Below are 17,038 nucleotides of genomic sequence, written 5' to 3'. Positions count from 1 at the left end.
GATTATCGTTGCGACAACTAAAACATCTAACCTAACAATTAGTTGTAAAAAGTAAGTAGTTGTAAAAGTAAATAGTTCTATATAACGAACAAAGCCCCAGACTCTCCTCTGGGGCTTTTCTTATTCTGATTGCTTACAACTGCTTCGCCACAATACTGCGTACTAACTCCAAATCTTCCGGAGTATCGACACCAGCAGGAGGCGCTTCCAGCGCGACTGCAACATGAATTTTCTCGCCATACCAAAGTACGCGTAGCTGCTCTAAACATTCAATTTTCTCAAGCTGGCTAGGCTGCCAGTTGATATAGGTATTAATGAAACCAGCACGATACGCGTAGATACCAATGTGACGCATTAAAGGTTGCACTATGGTTTTGTCTTCAGAAGCAAAGTTATCACGATCCCATGGAATCGTTGCACGGCTGAAGTAGAGTGCGTAACCGTCTTTATCTGTCACCACTTTCACTGCATTGGGGTTGAACACTTCACTTTCGTGATCAATTTCAACCGCCAGTGTTGCCATAGGAGCGTTGCTCGCCGCCAAATTATCCGCAACCTGACGAACAATAGCGGGTGGAATCAAGGGTTCATCACCTTGCACATTGACTATGATGTGGTCATCTTCAATGCCCATTAATGCAACCACTTCAGCCAAACGCTCAGTGCCTGACTGATGGTCTGGAGAAGTCATACACACCGTACCGCCAAACGCTTTAACCGCCTGTTCAACGCGAGCATCGTCAGTTGCGATAATCACTCTTTCAGCACCCGCCAAAAGAGACTGCTCATAAACCCATTGGATCATAGGTTTACCACCAATATCCGCGAGCGGTTTACCCGGTAAACGCGTCGACTGATAACGAGCAGGAATAACAACGGTAAATGACATTATCGTCCCTCGTCCATTGACATAGTACGAGCTTCCGGTTCAAGGAGAACAGGAATGCCCTCTTTGATTGGATAAGCAAGACGGTCAAATTTACAAATGAGTTCTTGTTTATCTTTATCGTAAGTCAACTTGCCTTTACATATAGGACAAGCAACGATTTCAAGCAGACGGTGATCCATACTGTTCCATAACCTCTTTAATAGTTTCCACAATATGCTGCTCATCATGATGAGAGATCTGCGCTGAGACTGGCAGATACCACCAGTTCTCTTTGGCAAACGCAGCACATTTTACAGCGTCTTTTTCTGTCATAACCACATGATCCCCACGTGTTGCTAATGCAAACAGCTGTGAGGAATCAAAGTCTTGGTGGTCAGCAAATCCGTGTTCTACTACAGGTTTAGCACCTAGCTCTTTTAAGGTGTTAAAAAAGCGTGGAGGATGCCCAATACCCGCCCAAGCAACGATGTTTGACAATGTGTTCACAGGCACTCTTTCTCCCGTGACCATATTTACCGCCAAGTCAGGTTGCAGTGTCATAGCCACTTCACCCGCGAGAGGCGTTCCGCCGTTAGTAATCGTAAAATCCACTTCTTTCAAACGTGACACAGGCTCACGCAGTGGGCCCAAAGGCAGTAACTGCTCATTGCCAAATCGTCTCACGCCATCAACAACGGCAAATTCAATATCACGATCCAGTGCGTAATGCTGCAAGCCATCATCGGTAATAATAATATCGATGTTTTCCTTCAGCAGAGCTTTCACAGCACTGGAGCGAATGGGGTCAACCGCAACAGGCGCTTTGGTGCGTTGATAAATAAGCTTGGGTTCATCACCACAGTGGGCTGTCGACGTGTTATCTGAGACCATAAGCGGATAAGAAGGCGCTTTCGCTCCATAGCCTCGGGAAACCACGCCGGGTTTATAACCTAGCCGTTGAAGCGTTTCGACCAACCAGATAACCACGGGCGTTTTACCATTACCACCAGCAGTAATATTGCCGACGATAACAACAGGCACTGGTGCCTTGTAGCTCTGTTTCTTTCCGGATTGAAATGCCTTTCTGCGAGAGCGGCTTATCGCTTTAAACACAAGGCTTAATGGCCACAAAAGTGGCCATAAGAGCAAACGAATCGGATGATGTTGAAACCAGATTTTTTCAATCACAGTTCGAACCTACTCACCAAATTGAATTCGGTGCAGCTGTGCATAAGCACCATCTTTTTCAATCAATTCAGCGTGTTTACCGCGTTCAATGATTTCACCTTCATCAACAACCAAGATTTCATCTGCTTGTTCGATGGTAGAAAGTCTGTGTGCAATAACCAGTACGGTTTTGTTCTTTTGCAGCTCATCCAACGCAGCTTGAATAGCACGCTCAGATTCGGTATCCAACGCTGATGTTGCCTCATCCAAAATCAACACAGGGGCATCACGCAGCAGTGCTCGCGCAATAGCAATACGCTGACGCTGACCACCGGATAAGCTCGTTCCGTTCTCACCAATAATGGTATCTAGGCCATGCTGCATACCATTAATAAATTCCATCGCATGAGCTAAACGAGCGGCTTCTTCAATTTGCTCTCGAGTGTATTCACCCTCTGCAGCATAAGCGATGTTGTTTGCAATGGTATCGTTGAACAAATGCACGTTCTGCGACACTAAAGCGAAGTGTTTACGCAGGTTCGTTAGTTTGAAATCACGAACATCATGGCCATCTAACTCAATCACACCGGAGTCCACATCGTAAAAACGTGTAAACAGGTTAGCTATAGTCGATTTACCCGAACCAGAGCGCCCCACCAGAGCGACCGTTTTACCCTGCGGGATATCAAAACTGACGTGTGATAGCGCTGGTTTTTCTTTACCAGAATAAGTGAAAGTTACGTCTTTCACTGCAATCTCGCCACGAACCTTGTCCGTTTCGAAAGTACCGTTGTCGCGTTCGGTTTCAAGATCCATAAGGTTGAATAGTGTTGCACTTGCTGCCATACCGCGTTGGAACTCTGATGTCACGTTGGTTAACGCTTTTAAAGGGCGCATCAAACCAAACATCGCTGAGAAAACAACACTAAAAGTACCCGGAGTCAGTTCAGCACGAATGCTGTCATTACTGGCAAGCAGTAACACTGTCACTAACGCTAACGACGCAATCATTTGAATCACAGGATCAGCGATCGATTGTGCAGCAACCATCTTCATGGTTTGCTGGCGCATGCGATTACTCACCTCATCAAAACGTTCGCGCTCTACAGCCTGACCACCGTAGCTCAATACAACTTTATGGCCTTTCAGCATCTGCTCAGCCGACGATGTAACATCACCCATCGTGGTTTGCATATTTTTAGAAATCTTGCGGAAACGCTTAGAAACGAAACGGATACCCATAGCAACTATCGGGGCAACAACGATCAGTACTAACGAAAGTTGCCAGCTGTTCCAGAACATCAGAGTGAGCAAACCGATAATGCTTGCACCTTCACGCACGATACTCACTAAAGCTCGGCTAGTTGCACCAGAAACTTGTTCAGAGTCGTAAGTAATACGTGACAATAAGCTACCGGTTGGTTCTTTATCAAAGAAAGTGACTGGCATGTGCATGAAATGGTGGAAAATAGCGCGGCGCATTTGCATGACCACATTACCGGAAACCCAGCTTAGGCAGTAGGAAGAAACAAATCCACTCAGGCCTCGAACAGCCATAACACCAAGAATAATAAACGGGATTACTTGTAAGAAATTAGATTCAACGTCACCAAAACCTTCGTCAAGAAGAGGTTTCAGTAGAGAAATCATGTAGGTATCAGAAACGGCATTCACAATTAAAGCAATGACAGCAGCATATAGCCCTGTTTTGTAAAGGCGGATGTAAGTCCACAAGCGTTTAAATGTTTGCCATGTTGTTTCGTCGGTATTCAGTGACATATAAGTGCTTATTCTTATTTCAATATTGGTCGTCATTCTACCTCTTTACGCAGCATCTGCCTATACCAAGGGAGAATCCCATCCTGCCGAAGAGTGGATAAGTGACGACTTTCTGCTCTATATTTCAAGGTTATCTGGCCGCTCTCTCCTGTGTCGTACCATTCAGAGCCGAAACTGGTGTACCTATCGACGATCTCAGGGTGAGGAAGGTTCCATCGATTCGTTTTATCTAACGATGCAATCGCTATTTGGGGTGAAACACGCTCAATAAATGCCTTTGTAGAAGACGTTTTGCTGCCATGATGAGGAACGATCATAACATCACTTTGCAACATTGCATTATCTCGAGCCAATAACCATTCACCAACAGCAGTAACATCCCCAGAAAGCAACACGCTGTGAGCATGTTTCATATCTGAAATGCGGACTACACATGAATGCTGATTGAAGGCTCTCTCGACTCGCTTTGGCGGCCATAGCACAGAAAAATGCAGACCTTGCCACTGCCACTCTTCACCGCGCACGCATGCCAAAGCGTCTTCGATAAACTGACTGGAATAGACATTACGAGGTAGAAGTAGCTGGTCTACATCCTTTCTGCCACCGGCATGATCATCATCGAAATGACTGTATATCACTGCATCAATCGTGTCTGTTCCCCTTTTTGCAAGCAGCGGTGCAATCACAGAACGAACATAGCTGCCGTTCTCCCAGCTGCTTCCTGTATCGTAAAGCAAGGTTTTACCTCCTTTTTCGATCAAAACAGCCAGACCGTGACCAACATCGAGCACATCCATCCGCCAGTCATAAGACGGAGATCTAAACAACAAGGTTGAGATCAGAACTATCGCTAGCAAGATCTGGCTAAAACGGCTTACAACCATCCGTAGTAGCCAAACTAGGGTCAAAACTAGCATCAACTGAAGAAGCCATTCACTGATGTTAATCCAACCTGAAGTCGCGTAAGGAAGCGCATGCGCCAGTGGTTGAAACGAAAAGTCGACGAGTTGCCACAAACCGTCGCTGTAAGGGAAATCAAGGCAAGTAACAATTACCGCCACAAAAAGTACAGGAATGATAAGGAAAGAGAACCAAGGGATAAAAGCCATATTGAACAGGATTGATACCCAGCTTACCCCACCAAAGAAGTAAGCACTTACAGGTGCCATCATCAGCACCAACATCACCTGCCCTGCGATAAATCGCGTCCACCACTGTTTCCATTGTGCGGTGATTGAACAGAGATAAATCACGATACAAACTGCAGTAAACGAAAGCCAGAAACTGCTCGCTAATGAAGCAAACGGGTCAATCATCAAGACTGCCGCTAGCGTAAGTAAAATTCGCCGAGATACAGATACATGAATCCGTAAGGCAATAAGCAGCACATTGAGCAGGCACATAATCAATGCTCGCTGCGTCGGCAACGTAAAACCAGCAAGCCACGCATAGCTCACCGCGAAGGATGCGCCCAAAATAAAAGGAAGCCAAACGAACATAGGATGGAGTCTTGATACTCCTAGGCCAAGTACATACCCTATCCCGAATGCAATACCTATATGCAGACCTGAAATTGCCACCAGATGAATCAAACCGCTGTTTCTCAGTTGCATCCAATCTGCTTGGCTCAACCCAGAGCGTTCGCCGAACATTAGGGCGGTTATTATTCCCTTAAATGGGCTGTCTGATATTTGTTTTTGAACCGAGTCGTAAATCCAGTTTCGCAGACTTAATCCGGAGCTAATCTGAAAGCGGGAATTATTAACGACCGATGCCCTAGCTACCCAACCTTGGCTTAAAGAGTAGGATTCGGCATCAAATCCAACTTCATTCAATCTGCCAACAACAGGTTTCACTTTAACTGCAAATTCAAAGTGATCGCCAATTTGCAACGGCAAAGGTGATATTAAGCGAATACGAGGAGAGAGCCATGTAGTGACAACATGGTCATTTATTTGATGTACGGCAACAGAACCTTCGTATCCATAACTTATTTGTTTAAAAAAGCTGTCAACTTTTCCTTTTATGGTAATATCCAGCCCTGCTTGAAAAATGCTACTGGATTGAGTTTTTACTACGTTGCCATGTGTTATTATCACTAGCAAAGCGAGTACGATCCCGCCCCATCTTCTAAGCTTAGTGAATCGGACACTAAGAATGATAAAAAGTGGGCAAAATAGCGCAAAACCCAAATCTGGCATATAAGGCCAATAGGGCGATGACAAAACAGTGAGCGAAAACGAAGCAAGCGTCCAATTTTTCGATAAGAGAGTCATGGTTCCCTATGCCAAGAAAATTCATCAAAAAATTTATGCCTAACCATGACGTTATTAAGCGTCAAAAGGCATTAAAAATTTTTGGCAATGTTCTATATAACCCTAACTTGTGGTGTCTTAATCGACGCTCAGCAGCGGGTGCGTTTGCTGTTGGTCTCTTCATGGCGTTTGTTCCACTACCAAGTCAGATGATCATGTCCGCCGGTATAGCCATCGCTTTGGGTGTTAATCTACCGTTATCTGTTGCTTTGGTATGGATTACAAACCCAATTACCATGCCGTTTATTTTCTATATCGCCTATAAGCTTGGTGCTTGGTTACTCAATATCCCGCCACAGAATTTTCATTTTGAACTTTCTTGGGATTTTCTGGCACACCAAATGGGCACTATTGCTCCACCGTTCCTGTTAGGGTGCGCGGTTTGCGCAGTTGTGGCATCAGTGGTTGGCTATTTCGGTATTCGTGGTTTATGGCGTTACTCTGTAGTAAGAAGCTGGCAGAGACGACGTACGAAAATAACCTGAAAACCTAAAGAGAAAATAACGGACGTTCTAACTTGAGATGAACTTATTGCTCAGCAATGAAATGAATGTAGCGCGAACATGAAAAAAGGACCTTACGGTCCTTTTTTGCTTTTCCATCGTCTAGCTAAAATCGCTAACGCTGGCGTTTTATTTGCTGCTCAGAACAGAGGCCGGATTGAGCTTACTCGCTCTGGAGGCTGGATACCAAGTTGCCAACAAACTTAAGGCAATTGCAGTCCCTGACACTAAGAAAACATCTCCGGCAATCACTTGCGACGGTAAGAAGTCCACAAAGTAGATATCTCCAGATAAAAATTGATGACCAATCAATGACTCTAGAGCTTTCACCATAGGTGTGAGATTTAAAGCCACCAGCACGCCTAACACACTGCCGACAACACCGCCAAGCACACCAGAAAACACGCCTTGCCATACAAAAATACGTTTAACCAAACCATCGCTCGCGCCCATGGTGCGAAGAATCGCGATTTCTGCGGCTCTGTCTTTTACTGCCATCATCAGTGTCGAAACGATGTTGAAACTGGCAACACCAATAACTAGCACCATCACCAGATACATGATGCTACGTACCATTTGTATATCGCGATAAAGGAAACCGAACTTCTGTTGCCAGCTTCGAAGGTAGACGTATTCATTTAGCGTCGTCCCTACTTCTCGCACCACATTCGTTGCTGCCAGCACATTACGCACTTTGATAGAAACACCGGTAACCGCATCGCCCAAGTTTGAATATTGCTGCGCGTCTTCAATCGGCAGGAGTGCCAGACTGTGATCAATTTGTCCATTTAAGGCCAAAAGCCCTGCAATTTTTACTCGTACCCGCTTTGGTGCTTGAACTCTGTTTTCGCTGTTAGAGCTAGGGATCATCAAGGTGATGAAATCGCCAACCTTAGCATCCAATTTATCGGCTACACCTTTGCCCAAAATCACTTGTTGCTGACCAGGTGTAAAATCTTGCCATGCATTATCCGTCACATATTGAGAAAGGCTGGATACCGCTCGCTCCATCTGAGGATCAATACCTCGAACTTCGATGGCTTTGAGCTGAGCGCCTTTTTCTGCCAACGCAGTCATCTTCACATAAGGCGCAGCAGCCTCTACTTCGGAATTTTCATTGGCTTTTTTAACGATGTCCTGCCAGTTATTAATCGGCTGGCGGACACCTTCAAACTCGCCGTGTGGGATTACAGACAGCACTCTGTTTTGCAATTCGCGCTCAAAGCCGTTCATGGCAGAAAGACCGATAATAATCACCGCAACACCCACCGCAATACCAATGGTTGAAGAAAGAGAAATAAAGGAAACCATTTTATTACGCTGTTTTGCGCGACTAAAACGGCCACCAATGAACATTGATAGTGAAGAGAACACTACGCCTCCTCCACATCAAGCAATAAGCCATCTTTCATGTGCATCTGGCGATCCATTTTCGCCGCCAGTTCTCCGTCGTGGGTGACGACTAGGAAAGCGGTTCCTGATTCTCTGTTCAGTTCACGCATCAGATCATAAATAGACAATGCCGTTGTGTGGTCCAAGTTACCCGTCGGTTCATCAGCCAACACTAGATCAGGTTTGTTGACCAATGCTCGAGCAATCGCAACACGTTGACGTTCGCCACCAGACAATTCCGAAGGACGATGCTCTAAACGGTGACTCAGCCCTACTCGTTCCAGCAAGGCTTGCGCCGCCGCTTTCGCTTCAGAAACTTTCATTCCACCAATGAGAAGTGGCATCGCCACGTTTTCCAAAGCAGAAAAGTCTGCCAATAAATGATGGAACTGATACACAAAACCCAGGTGCTTGTTGCGAATTTTCGCCTGCTTGTTGGAATGTAAACTTGTCAGATCTTGCCCAAGAAACTCAACACTTCCTTTGGATGCATCATCAAGCGCACCGAGAATGTGTAACAGGGTACTTTTACCCGAGCCGGAAGAACCGATAATTGAGACCAGTTCCCCACGCTGAATATCGAAGCTGACGCCTTTTAATACCTGAGTTTGTAGTTCGCCTTCTTGGTAAGTTTTGCAAACTTGGTGACAACGTAAAAGGTTATTCATAACGTAAAGCCTCAGCGGGTTTAACAGATGATGCACGGTAAGACGGAAATAAAGTCGCTAGAAGACTCAGGCATATCGCCAATACCACCACAATAAAAATTTGGGTTGGATTGATCACCACTGGCAGTTCGCCACCCAGCGAGAACAGAGCTACACCTAAGCTATCCAGAATGGTATTCAGGTTGCTTGCAAGCAACACGCCTAAGGTTCCACCTACGATGGCACCAATCACACCACTGCTGGCTCCTTGAACCATGAAAATTGCCAACACTTGGCGGTCTGTCATGCCCTGTGTTTTCAAAATCGCAACTTCGGCCTGTTTCTCCATCACCACCATAATCAGGGCAGAAATAATATTAAAAGCCGCAACACCGACAATCAGTCCAAGCATTAAGCCCATCATGTTCTTTTCCATCCCTACGGCTTGGAAAAGTTCACCACGCTGCTCACGCCAATCTGTCCAATGCCAGCCTTCTGGTAACTTGGTGTTCGCAAGCTCACCGACGACAAACGGGTCTTCAAAAAACAAACGCCATCCCGATACCGTGTCTTGGTTAAATCTCAGCAGTTTTCCTGCGTCACTGATATGGGTAATCATTAATTGCCCGTCAACATCGGAACCCGTGTTAAAAATTCCCGCAACAGTAAAATTGCGCTGGCTTGGAATACGCCCCAGAGGTGTGAACTGACTGGCGCTGGTAACCATTAATCTGACTTTATCGTGCAGTGATACGTTGAGATTGCGAGCCAGTGTATGGCCCAAAAACACTTGGTACTCTCCCGCTTTAAGCGCCGAAAGACTTCCAGCAATCAGATAATCCATGATTGGATCTTTGTCACTAGGCTCAATCCCGACCATGAGCCCAGCTGCTAATTGAGACGGGCTCTGTATAACAGCTTCGCTACGGACAATGGGTTCTGGGCTACGCTGACTGGATAGCTGAGTAATAAATTCAGGAGCTTGTTCTGTTAGCGTCGTTTTATCTTGAGCTTGAGAAACAACCGCTTGTGGCAAGACGCCAAGAATGCGACTTTTAAGCTGAGCTTCAAAACCATTCATGACGGAAAGAACGGTAACCAGAGACATCACGCCAATCGTAATACCAGCAGTAGACATATAAGACACGAATCGACTGAACCTGTCACCGGAGCGTCCTCTGAGATAACGCAGGCCGATAAAGGTCGATATCGGATGAAACATAATAAAAACCAATAAAATAAGATGCCGATACTGTAACTATAAACCCGCCAAGGTTGTAGCTTTTCTTTGCCAAATCTATGTAAGAGCGCAAATTATTGATGAGGAAGACAAACATTCAATCCGCGAACTCCTCTCTGCTAAGAAAAGCCAACATTTACGAGAAAAACCATTATTTGCGCCCGATGGACAGGCATAACTTGATTACTTGGTCGGTATGGCGATAATCAACAAAGAAAAGAAGGAACTTATATGACAGATCAAGAATTTTTCACTGTACATCATGCACTCACTATCAATGTCGAGCCAATGTCGGACGATTTCGTTTTTCCTTCTTATGAGCATTTCGTTGCTGAGATCCCCGCGCCATTTGTTGTTGCCAGCGAGTTTAGTCAGTTGGACCAACTCAATGATGCTGCGAAACTGGAGCTCAAAAACAGTGACTTTAAACATGTTGTCCAGTTGCTGGATACTCAGAACTCAAAGCTGAATCTGTTGTTAACCTTCATGTTGTCCCAACAAGATGAACCAGAGCTACGCCACCAAACCACTTCTTTTGGGGCAAGCCAGTTATCCTACTTAACCGATAAAGCACCAGTGGTGGGCACTAAGCTGCGCATCAAGCTATTTATAGAACATCCTGCAGCGGCAATTTACTGCTACGCCACTGTCCATAGCATTGAAGAACACAATGCTGATAAAGTCGTCACCGTAAAATACGATTTACTACGCGACACTGACCAAGACTTGCTGATCAAAGCAGCCCTCTATCAACAGCAAAAACTTCTGCGTCAGCGCTCTTTGGATAGAGATAAAACATAAGCGTTTCCATGACTAAAAATACACTACTCTCTTTGAATTCGGCATCCAATGCCGGAGACAAAAAGCACATAGGCAACTTAAAAGGTGCTAGTTTAGCATTAGCCATCGCTGAAATAGCGAATGGTCATTCAGGACACACATTGTTAGCGGTGCCTGACCCACAAACAGCACTGAAACTGCTTCATGAAATTGAACAGTTCAGCGAGCACGAAGTCGCTCTTTTCCCTGACTGGGAAACCTTACCGTACGACAACTTCTCGCCTCATCAGGAAATTATCTCTGACCGCATATCCCGACTGTATAAGCTGCCTACGCTAAAGTCAGGCGTTACTATTGTACCGGTAAGCACACTGCTTCAACGCCAAACGCCGCAGGACTTTTTGCTTCAGCACACCTTGATGGTAAAACGCGGCGATCTTTTCTCGTTAGAAAAACTGAGAATACAGCTGGAAAAATCTGGTTATCGCCATGTAGACCAAGTGTTTGGCCCGGGTGAGTACGCGAGCAGAGGCTCGATTCTCGACCTATTCCCTATGGGCAGCTCAGACCCGTATCGTATTGATTTCTTCGACGATGAAATTGATACCATCCGCACGTTCGATCCAGAGAACCAACGCTCAATTGAAGAAATTCAGGAGATTTGCCTGCTACCAGCGCACGAATTTCCAACAACAGAAAGTGCGATTGAAGATTTTCGAACTCGCTGGCGTCAACGCTTTGAAGCGCGTCGCGAGCCTGAGTCGGTTTACATGCAGGTTTCAAAAGGCACTTGGCCTGCTGGTATTGAATACTGGCAACCACTGTTTTTCGAACAAACCGAGACTCTGTTTGATTATTTGCCAGTGGACAGTCAGCTTATTTCCGTTGGGGATTTAGAAAAATCCATCGACCAATTCTTAACAGACGTCGACTACCGATACGATCAGCGCAAAGTAGACCCACTGCGTCCTCTGCTTCCACCAGAAGAACTGTGGCTTAAGAAAGACGAACTGTTTACACAGTTCAAGGACTTGCCTCATACCGTGATGAGTATCGACCCTGTGGCGGAAAAAGCCGGTCGCACTAATCCCGATATCAGCGCTCTTCCTACGCTTGCTGTTCAGCACCAAAACAAAGAACCGATGTCGGCACTGCGTCAGTTCAGCGAACAATTTACTGGCAAGATCATCTTCTCCGTAGAATCGGAAGGTCGGCGTGAAGCTTTGCTTGAACTGTTACAACAGATCAAGCTTCGCCCACACAGTAAAAGCTCATTTAGTGAAGCGCTACAAAGCAGCGATAAATTTGCGCTGATTCTTGGCTCCTCAGAGCATGGTTTTATTTTTGGCACCGACAAGGTAGCACTGGTCTGTGAAAGCGATTTGTTGGGTGACCGCGTCATTCAACGCCGCAAAAAAGATCGTAAAACCACCAATAGCGATGCCGTAATTCGCAACCTTGCTGAACTCAAACCGGGTCAACCTGTGGTTCATATTGACCACGGTATCGGCCGTTACGTCGGTCTGCAGACCTTAGAAGCCGGTGGTTTAACCACAGAATACGTGACACTGGAGTATTTGAATGAAGCCAAGCTCTATGTTCCGGTTTCATCGCTGAATCTGATTAGCCGATACTCAGGCGGCGCGGAAGAGAGTGCGCCGTTACACAAACTGGGCAGTGAATCATGGACAAAAGCTCGTCGCAAAGCCGCTGAAAAGGTTCGTGACGTCGCGGCTGAATTGTTGGATGTTTATGCCAAACGCGAGCTCAAACCGGGCTTTAAGTTCACCCTAGACAGAGACCAGTACGCGACATTCAAAGCGGGATTCCCATTTGAGGAAACCGACGATCAGGCAATGGCAATTAATGCGGTACTGTCTGATATGTGCCAAGCCAAAGCGATGGATCGACTGGTGTGTGGTGATGTGGGCTTTGGTAAAACTGAAGTGGCGATGCGTGCGGCGTTCTTGTGTACGGATAACAACAAACAAGTTGCGGTCTTGGTTCCGACTACCCTGCTAGCGCAGCAACACTTTGAGAACTTCCGTGACCGATTTGCCAACCTGCCAATTCGTGTCGAAGTGCTCTCTCGCTTCAAGTCAGCCAAAGAGCAAAAACAAATTCTACAAGATGTGGCTGAAGGTAAAGTCGACATCTTAGTCGGGACGCACAAGCTGCTTTCTAACGATATTAAGTTTGCCGATTTAGGCTTGCTGATTGTTGATGAAGAACACCGTTTTGGTGTTCGTCAGAAAGAAAAAGTGAAAGCGATGCGTGCGGATGTGGATATCCTGACTCTCACAGCAACGCCAATACCGCGCACATTGAATATGGCAATGAGTGGAATGCGTGACCTGTCGATAATCGCAACCCCACCTGCTCGTCGTTTAGCGATCAAAACCTTTGTCCGCCAAAGTGAAGACAGTGTTGTTCGTGAAGCTGTTCTGCGTGAAATTATGCGTGGTGGTCAGGTGTACTTCCTGCACAACCAAGTCGAAACCATCGAAAAAGTGGCGGAAGACTTAACCAAGCTGGTTCCTGAAGCTCGAATTACCACTGCTCACGGGCAAATGCGCGAACGTGAATTGGAACGCGTGATGAATGATTTCTACCACCAGCGCTTCAACCTGTTGGTGTGTACTACCATTATTGAAACAGGTATCGACGTTCCGACCGCCAACACCATTATTATGAATCGCGCGGATTCATTAGGTTTGGCACAGTTACACCAATTGCGTGGTCGTGTAGGCCGTTCGCACCACCAAGCTTATGCGTACTTGTTAACGCCGCCACCAAAAGCAATCACTAAGGATGCGGTCAAACGTCTTGAAGCTATCGCTTCGTTGGAAGACCTAGGTGCAGGCTTTACGTTAGCCACACACGACTTGGAAATTCGAGGAGCTGGTGAACTGTTGGGCGATGAGCAAAGTGGTCAGATCCAATCCATCGGCTTCACGCTTTACATGGAAATGCTGGAGCAAGCTGTTGAAGCATTGAAATCAGGTAAAGAGCCATCCTTGGATGACTTACTACGCGAACAAACCGAAGTGGAAATGCGTTTACCAGCGCTGTTACCAGAAGACTATATTCCTGATATCAATACGCGTTTGTCTATGTATAAACAAATTGCCAGCGTCCATGATGAAAGCGAGCTTGCTGAACTGAAAGTAGAATTGATTGACCGCTTCGGCAAATTGCCAGATGCGGCTCTGAATCTGCTGGCTCTTGCGCAACTTAAGCTTGATGCAGCACAACTTAAAATTCGTAAAATTGAAGCCCATGAGAAAGGCGGCTATATCGAGTTCTATCCAAATGCTGACATTAACCCTATGTTTTTGGTTAAACTGTTGCAGTCTCAACCGAAAAAATTTGCGATGGATGGTCCAACCAAATTTAAGTATGCGTTACCATTAGTCGACAGAAGAGAACGAATTCAGTTTGTTACAGACATGCTGGGCGAATTCCAGCAAAATCTACTTCCAACAGCGTAAAGGCCTCTCTGAAAAAGTGAAGCCTTAAAAAAAGATGTAAGGTGCTAAGCACCGAATGACGGAGTCATAATGAAAAAACTGATCCCATTACTGCTTTTACTGGTTTCAATGCCTAGCTTGGCTCAGAGACAGTTTGATATTGAAGTCATCATCTTCAAAAGAGCAGTAGATGCAGAAAAAATCAGCGAATCTTGGCCAGATAACCTGCCTGAAATTAACATGGCTCGAGCTGGCAGCTTTTCTGATTCTGCTTATCGTCAATCAAAAGGCGTTAAGATGCTTGCCTATTCAGATTATCAACTTAATGACCAAGTTCAAGAGTTGAAAAAGCACGCTGGCTTTGACGTCTTGCTACACACTGCATGGCGTCAGGGTGATGAAGGAAGAAGTTCTGCACCTGTATTCCATATTCAGGCAGGTAAAGATTACTCGCGTCAATATCGTCCTGATGGCAGCGCCATTAATAGCGCAACCACACAAACATCGATTGATGGTGTGACAGAACAAAGTATTGCTAAACCATTTTATGAGCTAGACGGTACCTTACAGATTTACGTTCAGCATTATCTCTACGCTGAAGTGATGATGGACTTAAAAGAGCCGAGTGTTCGTGAAGTGTTGATACAGGACACGCCGCTAGAGCTGACACCTACTGACGAACAAGCCGACGGCACGGTTCAGGCGGGTAACTTAGCGCCTGTTTCTCCAACAAGAAAAGTAGAAAGCTTCTTGAAAAGCTATCGCATCGACCAGAAAAGACGTATGCGCAGTAGCGAGACACACTATTTGGACCACCCTTTGATGGGCATGATTATCCAGGTGCGAAAAGTAGCAGAGCAGTAAATATATTGAAGCGCCCTATGGGCGCTTTTTTGTATTCATAAAACCAGAACAACAATTGAGATTAGACCATGCTGCCAGACTTTCAGATTGTGACTCAGCGACTACAGCTAAGGTTGCTTAAGCTAGAGGAAGCCGAAGCCTTATCCGGCTGCATCCGTCACTCCCCATCTCTTCATCAGTGGGTTGACTGGTGTCACGATCAATTTTCCGAGAAAGATGCCGAACAGTTCATCTTAGCGAACCGTTTAAATTGGGTTAAGGCAGATGCTTACGGCTTTGGAGTGTTTGAAAAACAGACGCAAAGATTAGTCGGAATGGTCGCGATCAACGAATTCTATCGCGTATTTAATATGGCGAGTTTAGGTTATTGGATTGCCGATAATCATCAGCACAAAGGTTATGGAAAAGAAGCCGTCGATGCATTAATTGAATTCTGTTTTAGCCAACTAAAGCTCACCAGAATAGAGATTGTGTGTGATCCTGAAAACTTACCGAGCCAAAAGTTGGCATTAGCGTGTGGCGCGTTGCAAGAGCACATTGCCCGCAACCGATTCATGTTTAATGATCAACCCAAAGACGGGATAGTGTTCTCTTTAATTCCTGACTGAATACTGGTTAAGCAAACGGACAAAACCGATAGAACCAGTAGCCAAATTACCAGATATAAAAAATCCCACTAGATAGTGGGATTTTTAAATTGGAATCAAAGCCGATTAGTGCAGTTTTAAGTTAGGACGCAGCACTCGGTTAATACGCCCAACCAACATCATCAGACCGGTTTTGAAAATGCCGTGTAGCGCCATCTGATGCATACGGTACAGCGAAATGTACACAACACGTGCTATACGACCTTCAACCATCATAGAGCCTTTGGTTAAGTTGCCCATTAAGCTCCCCACGGTAGAAAAACGGCTTAGCGAAACTAAAGAGCCATGGTCTTTGTACACATAGGGTTTTAGCTCACGACCATTAATCATTGCCACAATGTTCTTAAACGCTTGTGAAGCCATTTGGTGAGCGGCTTGAGCACGAGGTGGTACAAATGAACCGTCAGCCTGTGTGCATTGTGCAAGGTCACCAATAACGAAGATATTGTCGTCACGAGTCGTTTGCAGCGTGTTTTTCACCACTAGCTGATTAATACGGTTAGTCTCAAGGCCAGCGATATCTTTCATGAAATCTGGAGCTTTAATACCCGCGGCCCAAACCATAATCTGCGCAGTAATTTTTTCGCCATCTTTGGTAGTTAAACCGTCTTTTTCTGCCTGCGTAACCATGGTTGCAGTGCGTACGTTAACGCCAAGTTTAGTCAGCTCACTGTGCGCCGCAGACGAGATACGAGGAGGCAATGCTGGAAGAATGCGCTCACCCGCTTCAATCAGGTTTACATTCAGTTTGCTTGAGTCGAGATCGCCGAATCCGTAAGTACGAAGTTCTTTCACCGCATTGTGCAGTTCTGCTGACAGCTCAACACCGGTCGCACCTGCGCCAACAATCGCGATATCTACCGAACCGTGACCATTTTTCGCATGCAGCTTCAAAAACTCGTTGTTCATTTCAGTACGGAAACGATGAGCTTGTTCTGGGCTATCAAGGAAAATACAGTTCTCACGAACACCAGGGGTATTGAAGTCGTTTGAGGTTGAACCGATCGCCATGACCAGAATGTCATACGCCAGTTCACGTTTCGGCATCAACAACTCACCATGATCGTCACATAATTCGCTTAGTACGATTTTCTTACTGTCACGATCAATAGATTCAAGACTTCCTAGCTGGAAATCAAAGCTGTGGTTCTTTGCGTGCGCACGGTAACTCAGTGCATCAACACCTTCATCCAGTGAGCCTGTAGCAACTTCATGTAATAGCGGCTTCCACAGGTGACTGGATTTTCTGTCTACCAGAGTGATATCAGCTCGGTTTTTACGGCCCAAGGTACGTCCAAGCTTAGTTGCAAGCTCAAGACCACCAGCGCCACCACCAACTACAATAATGCGTGTCACAACAACATTC

14 protein-coding genes are annotated in these 17,038 nt (G+C 45.8%); 5 read left to right on the top strand and 9 right to left on the bottom strand.

The features are described 5' to 3' along the window. Nucleotides 1-133: 133 nt before the first annotated feature. From kdsB to AAGA51_RS05170, 5 genes are read right to left on the bottom strand one after another with little or no spacing between them, the layout of a single operon-like run. Entirely contained in the window at nucleotides 134-889 is a 756-nt protein-coding gene (kdsB, locus tag AAGA51_RS05190) for a 3-deoxy-manno-octulosonate cytidylyltransferase (protein WP_042486703.1), read from the bottom strand. Next, nucleotides 889-1,068, bottom strand: a complete 180-nt coding sequence (locus AAGA51_RS05185; protein WP_042486707.1) for a Trm112 family protein — start codon at nucleotides 1,066-1,068, stop codon at nucleotides 889-891. The genes kdsB and AAGA51_RS05185 overlap by 1 nt, the downstream gene beginning before the upstream one ends. Continuing rightward, a complete protein-coding gene (gene lpxK / locus AAGA51_RS05180; RefSeq protein WP_042486710.1) occupies nucleotides 1,049-2,056 on the bottom strand; it encodes a tetraacyldisaccharide 4'-kinase in 1,008 nt (335 codons plus the stop codon). The genes AAGA51_RS05185 and lpxK overlap by 20 nt, the downstream gene beginning before the upstream one ends. Before the next feature lie 9 nt (nucleotides 2,057-2,065). Continuing rightward, a complete protein-coding gene (msbA, locus tag AAGA51_RS05175; protein WP_042486923.1) occupies nucleotides 2,066-3,814 on the bottom strand; it encodes a lipid A ABC transporter ATP-binding protein/permease MsbA in 1,749 nt (582 codons plus the stop codon). Nucleotides 3,815-3,846: 32 nt separating this feature from the next. Beyond that, a complete protein-coding gene (locus AAGA51_RS05170; RefSeq protein ID WP_081878721.1) occupies nucleotides 3,847-6,090 on the bottom strand; it encodes a DNA internalization-related competence protein ComEC/Rec2 in 2,244 nt (747 codons plus the stop codon). A gap of 8 nt (nucleotides 6,091-6,098) precedes the next feature. Here AAGA51_RS05170 and AAGA51_RS05165 point away from each other — a divergent pair, with 8 nt between their 5' ends. Beyond that, nucleotides 6,099-6,614: a DUF2062 domain-containing protein gene (locus tag AAGA51_RS05165; protein WP_042486712.1), complete on the top strand. Its 516-nt coding sequence runs from the start codon at nucleotides 6,099-6,101 to the stop codon at nucleotides 6,612-6,614. A gap of 147 nt (nucleotides 6,615-6,761) precedes the next feature. Here AAGA51_RS05165 and lolE read toward each other — a convergent pair whose 3' ends face one another. From lolE to lolC, 3 genes are read right to left on the bottom strand one after another with little or no spacing between them, the layout of a single operon-like run. Further along, complete coding sequence (gene lolE / locus AAGA51_RS05160) at nucleotides 6,762-8,006, bottom strand: lipoprotein-releasing ABC transporter permease subunit LolE (protein ID WP_042486715.1); 1,245 nt, start codon at nucleotides 8,004-8,006, stop codon at nucleotides 6,762-6,764. Further along, entirely contained in the window at nucleotides 8,006-8,692 is a 687-nt protein-coding gene (gene lolD, locus AAGA51_RS05155) for a lipoprotein-releasing ABC transporter ATP-binding protein LolD (protein WP_042486717.1), read from the bottom strand. Before lolD ends, lolE begins: the two co-directional genes overlap by 1 nt. After that, nucleotides 8,685-9,893, bottom strand: coding sequence for a lipoprotein-releasing ABC transporter permease subunit LolC (lolC, locus tag AAGA51_RS05150; protein WP_042486720.1), 1,209 nt, complete (start codon nucleotides 9,891-9,893; stop codon nucleotides 8,685-8,687). Before lolC ends, lolD begins: the two co-directional genes overlap by 8 nt. Nucleotides 9,894-10,142: 249 nt before the next feature. On the opposite strand from lolC, the gene AAGA51_RS05145 reads away from it, so the two are divergent. The 4 genes from AAGA51_RS05145 to AAGA51_RS05130 all read left to right on the top strand — a co-directional run bounded on the left by AAGA51_RS05145 (nucleotide 10,143) and on the right by AAGA51_RS05130 (nucleotide 15,633). Then, nucleotides 10,143-10,712 (top strand): hypothetical protein, encoded by a 570-nt coding sequence (locus AAGA51_RS05145; RefSeq protein ID WP_042486722.1) that lies wholly within the window; start codon nucleotides 10,143-10,145, stop codon nucleotides 10,710-10,712. 8 nt (nucleotides 10,713-10,720) lie between these two features. Further along, nucleotides 10,721-14,182 (top strand): transcription-repair coupling factor, encoded by a 3,462-nt coding sequence (gene mfd, locus AAGA51_RS05140; RefSeq protein ID WP_042486725.1) that lies wholly within the window; start codon nucleotides 10,721-10,723, stop codon nucleotides 14,180-14,182. 69 nt (nucleotides 14,183-14,251) lie between these two features. Continuing rightward, the gene (locus tag AAGA51_RS05135) at nucleotides 14,252-15,025 is read left to right on the top strand and encodes a peptidoglycan binding protein CsiV (protein ID WP_042486729.1); all 774 of its coding nucleotides are present in this window, start codon (nucleotides 14,252-14,254) and stop codon (nucleotides 15,023-15,025) included. A gap of 68 nt (nucleotides 15,026-15,093) precedes the next feature. Next, entirely contained in the window at nucleotides 15,094-15,633 is a 540-nt protein-coding gene (locus tag AAGA51_RS05130; RefSeq protein WP_042486731.1) for a GNAT family N-acetyltransferase, read from the top strand. 105 nt (nucleotides 15,634-15,738) lie between these two features. Here AAGA51_RS05130 and AAGA51_RS05125 read toward each other — a convergent pair whose 3' ends face one another. After that, nucleotides 15,739-17,028, bottom strand: coding sequence for an NAD(P)/FAD-dependent oxidoreductase (locus AAGA51_RS05125; RefSeq protein WP_042486734.1), 1,290 nt, complete (start codon nucleotides 17,026-17,028; stop codon nucleotides 15,739-15,741). Nucleotides 17,029-17,038: the final 10 nt, after the last annotated feature.

Source organism: Vibrio diazotrophicus (assembly GCF_038452265.1).
GTDB lineage: Bacteria > Pseudomonadota > Gammaproteobacteria > Enterobacterales > Vibrionaceae > Vibrio > Vibrio diazotrophicus.
This window is presented reverse-complemented; position numbering and strand designations above follow the sequence as displayed.

Excerpts from the sequence above, each read along its gene's own strand:
- kdsB (WP_042486703.1), bottom strand. The coding sequence starts at position 889 with ATGTCATTTACCGTTGTTATTCCTGCTCGTTATCAGTCGACGCGTTTA.
- AAGA51_RS05185 (WP_042486707.1), bottom strand. The coding sequence starts at position 1,068 with ATGGATCACCGTCTGCTTGAAATCGTTGCTTGTCCTATATGTAAAGGC.
- msbA (WP_042486923.1), bottom strand. The coding sequence starts at position 3,814 with ATGTCACTGAATACCGACGAAACAACATGGCAAACATTTAAACGCTTG.
- AAGA51_RS05170 (WP_081878721.1), bottom strand. The coding sequence starts at position 6,090 with ATGACTCTCTTATCGAAAAATTGGACGCTTGCTTCGTTTTCGCTCACT.
- AAGA51_RS05165 (WP_042486712.1), top strand. The coding sequence starts at position 6,099 with ATGCCAAGAAAATTCATCAAAAAATTTATGCCTAACCATGACGTTATT.
- lolD (WP_042486717.1), bottom strand. The coding sequence starts at position 8,692 with ATGAATAACCTTTTACGTTGTCACCAAGTTTGCAAAACTTACCAAGAA.
- lolC (WP_042486720.1), bottom strand. The coding sequence starts at position 9,893 with ATGTTTCATCCGATATCGACCTTTATCGGCCTGCGTTATCTCAGAGGA.
- AAGA51_RS05145 (WP_042486722.1), top strand. The coding sequence starts at position 10,143 with ATGACAGATCAAGAATTTTTCACTGTACATCATGCACTCACTATCAAT.
- mfd (WP_042486725.1), top strand. The coding sequence starts at position 10,721 with ATGACTAAAAATACACTACTCTCTTTGAATTCGGCATCCAATGCCGGA.
- AAGA51_RS05135 (WP_042486729.1), top strand. The coding sequence starts at position 14,252 with ATGAAAAAACTGATCCCATTACTGCTTTTACTGGTTTCAATGCCTAGC.
- AAGA51_RS05130 (WP_042486731.1), top strand. The coding sequence starts at position 15,094 with ATGCTGCCAGACTTTCAGATTGTGACTCAGCGACTACAGCTAAGGTTG.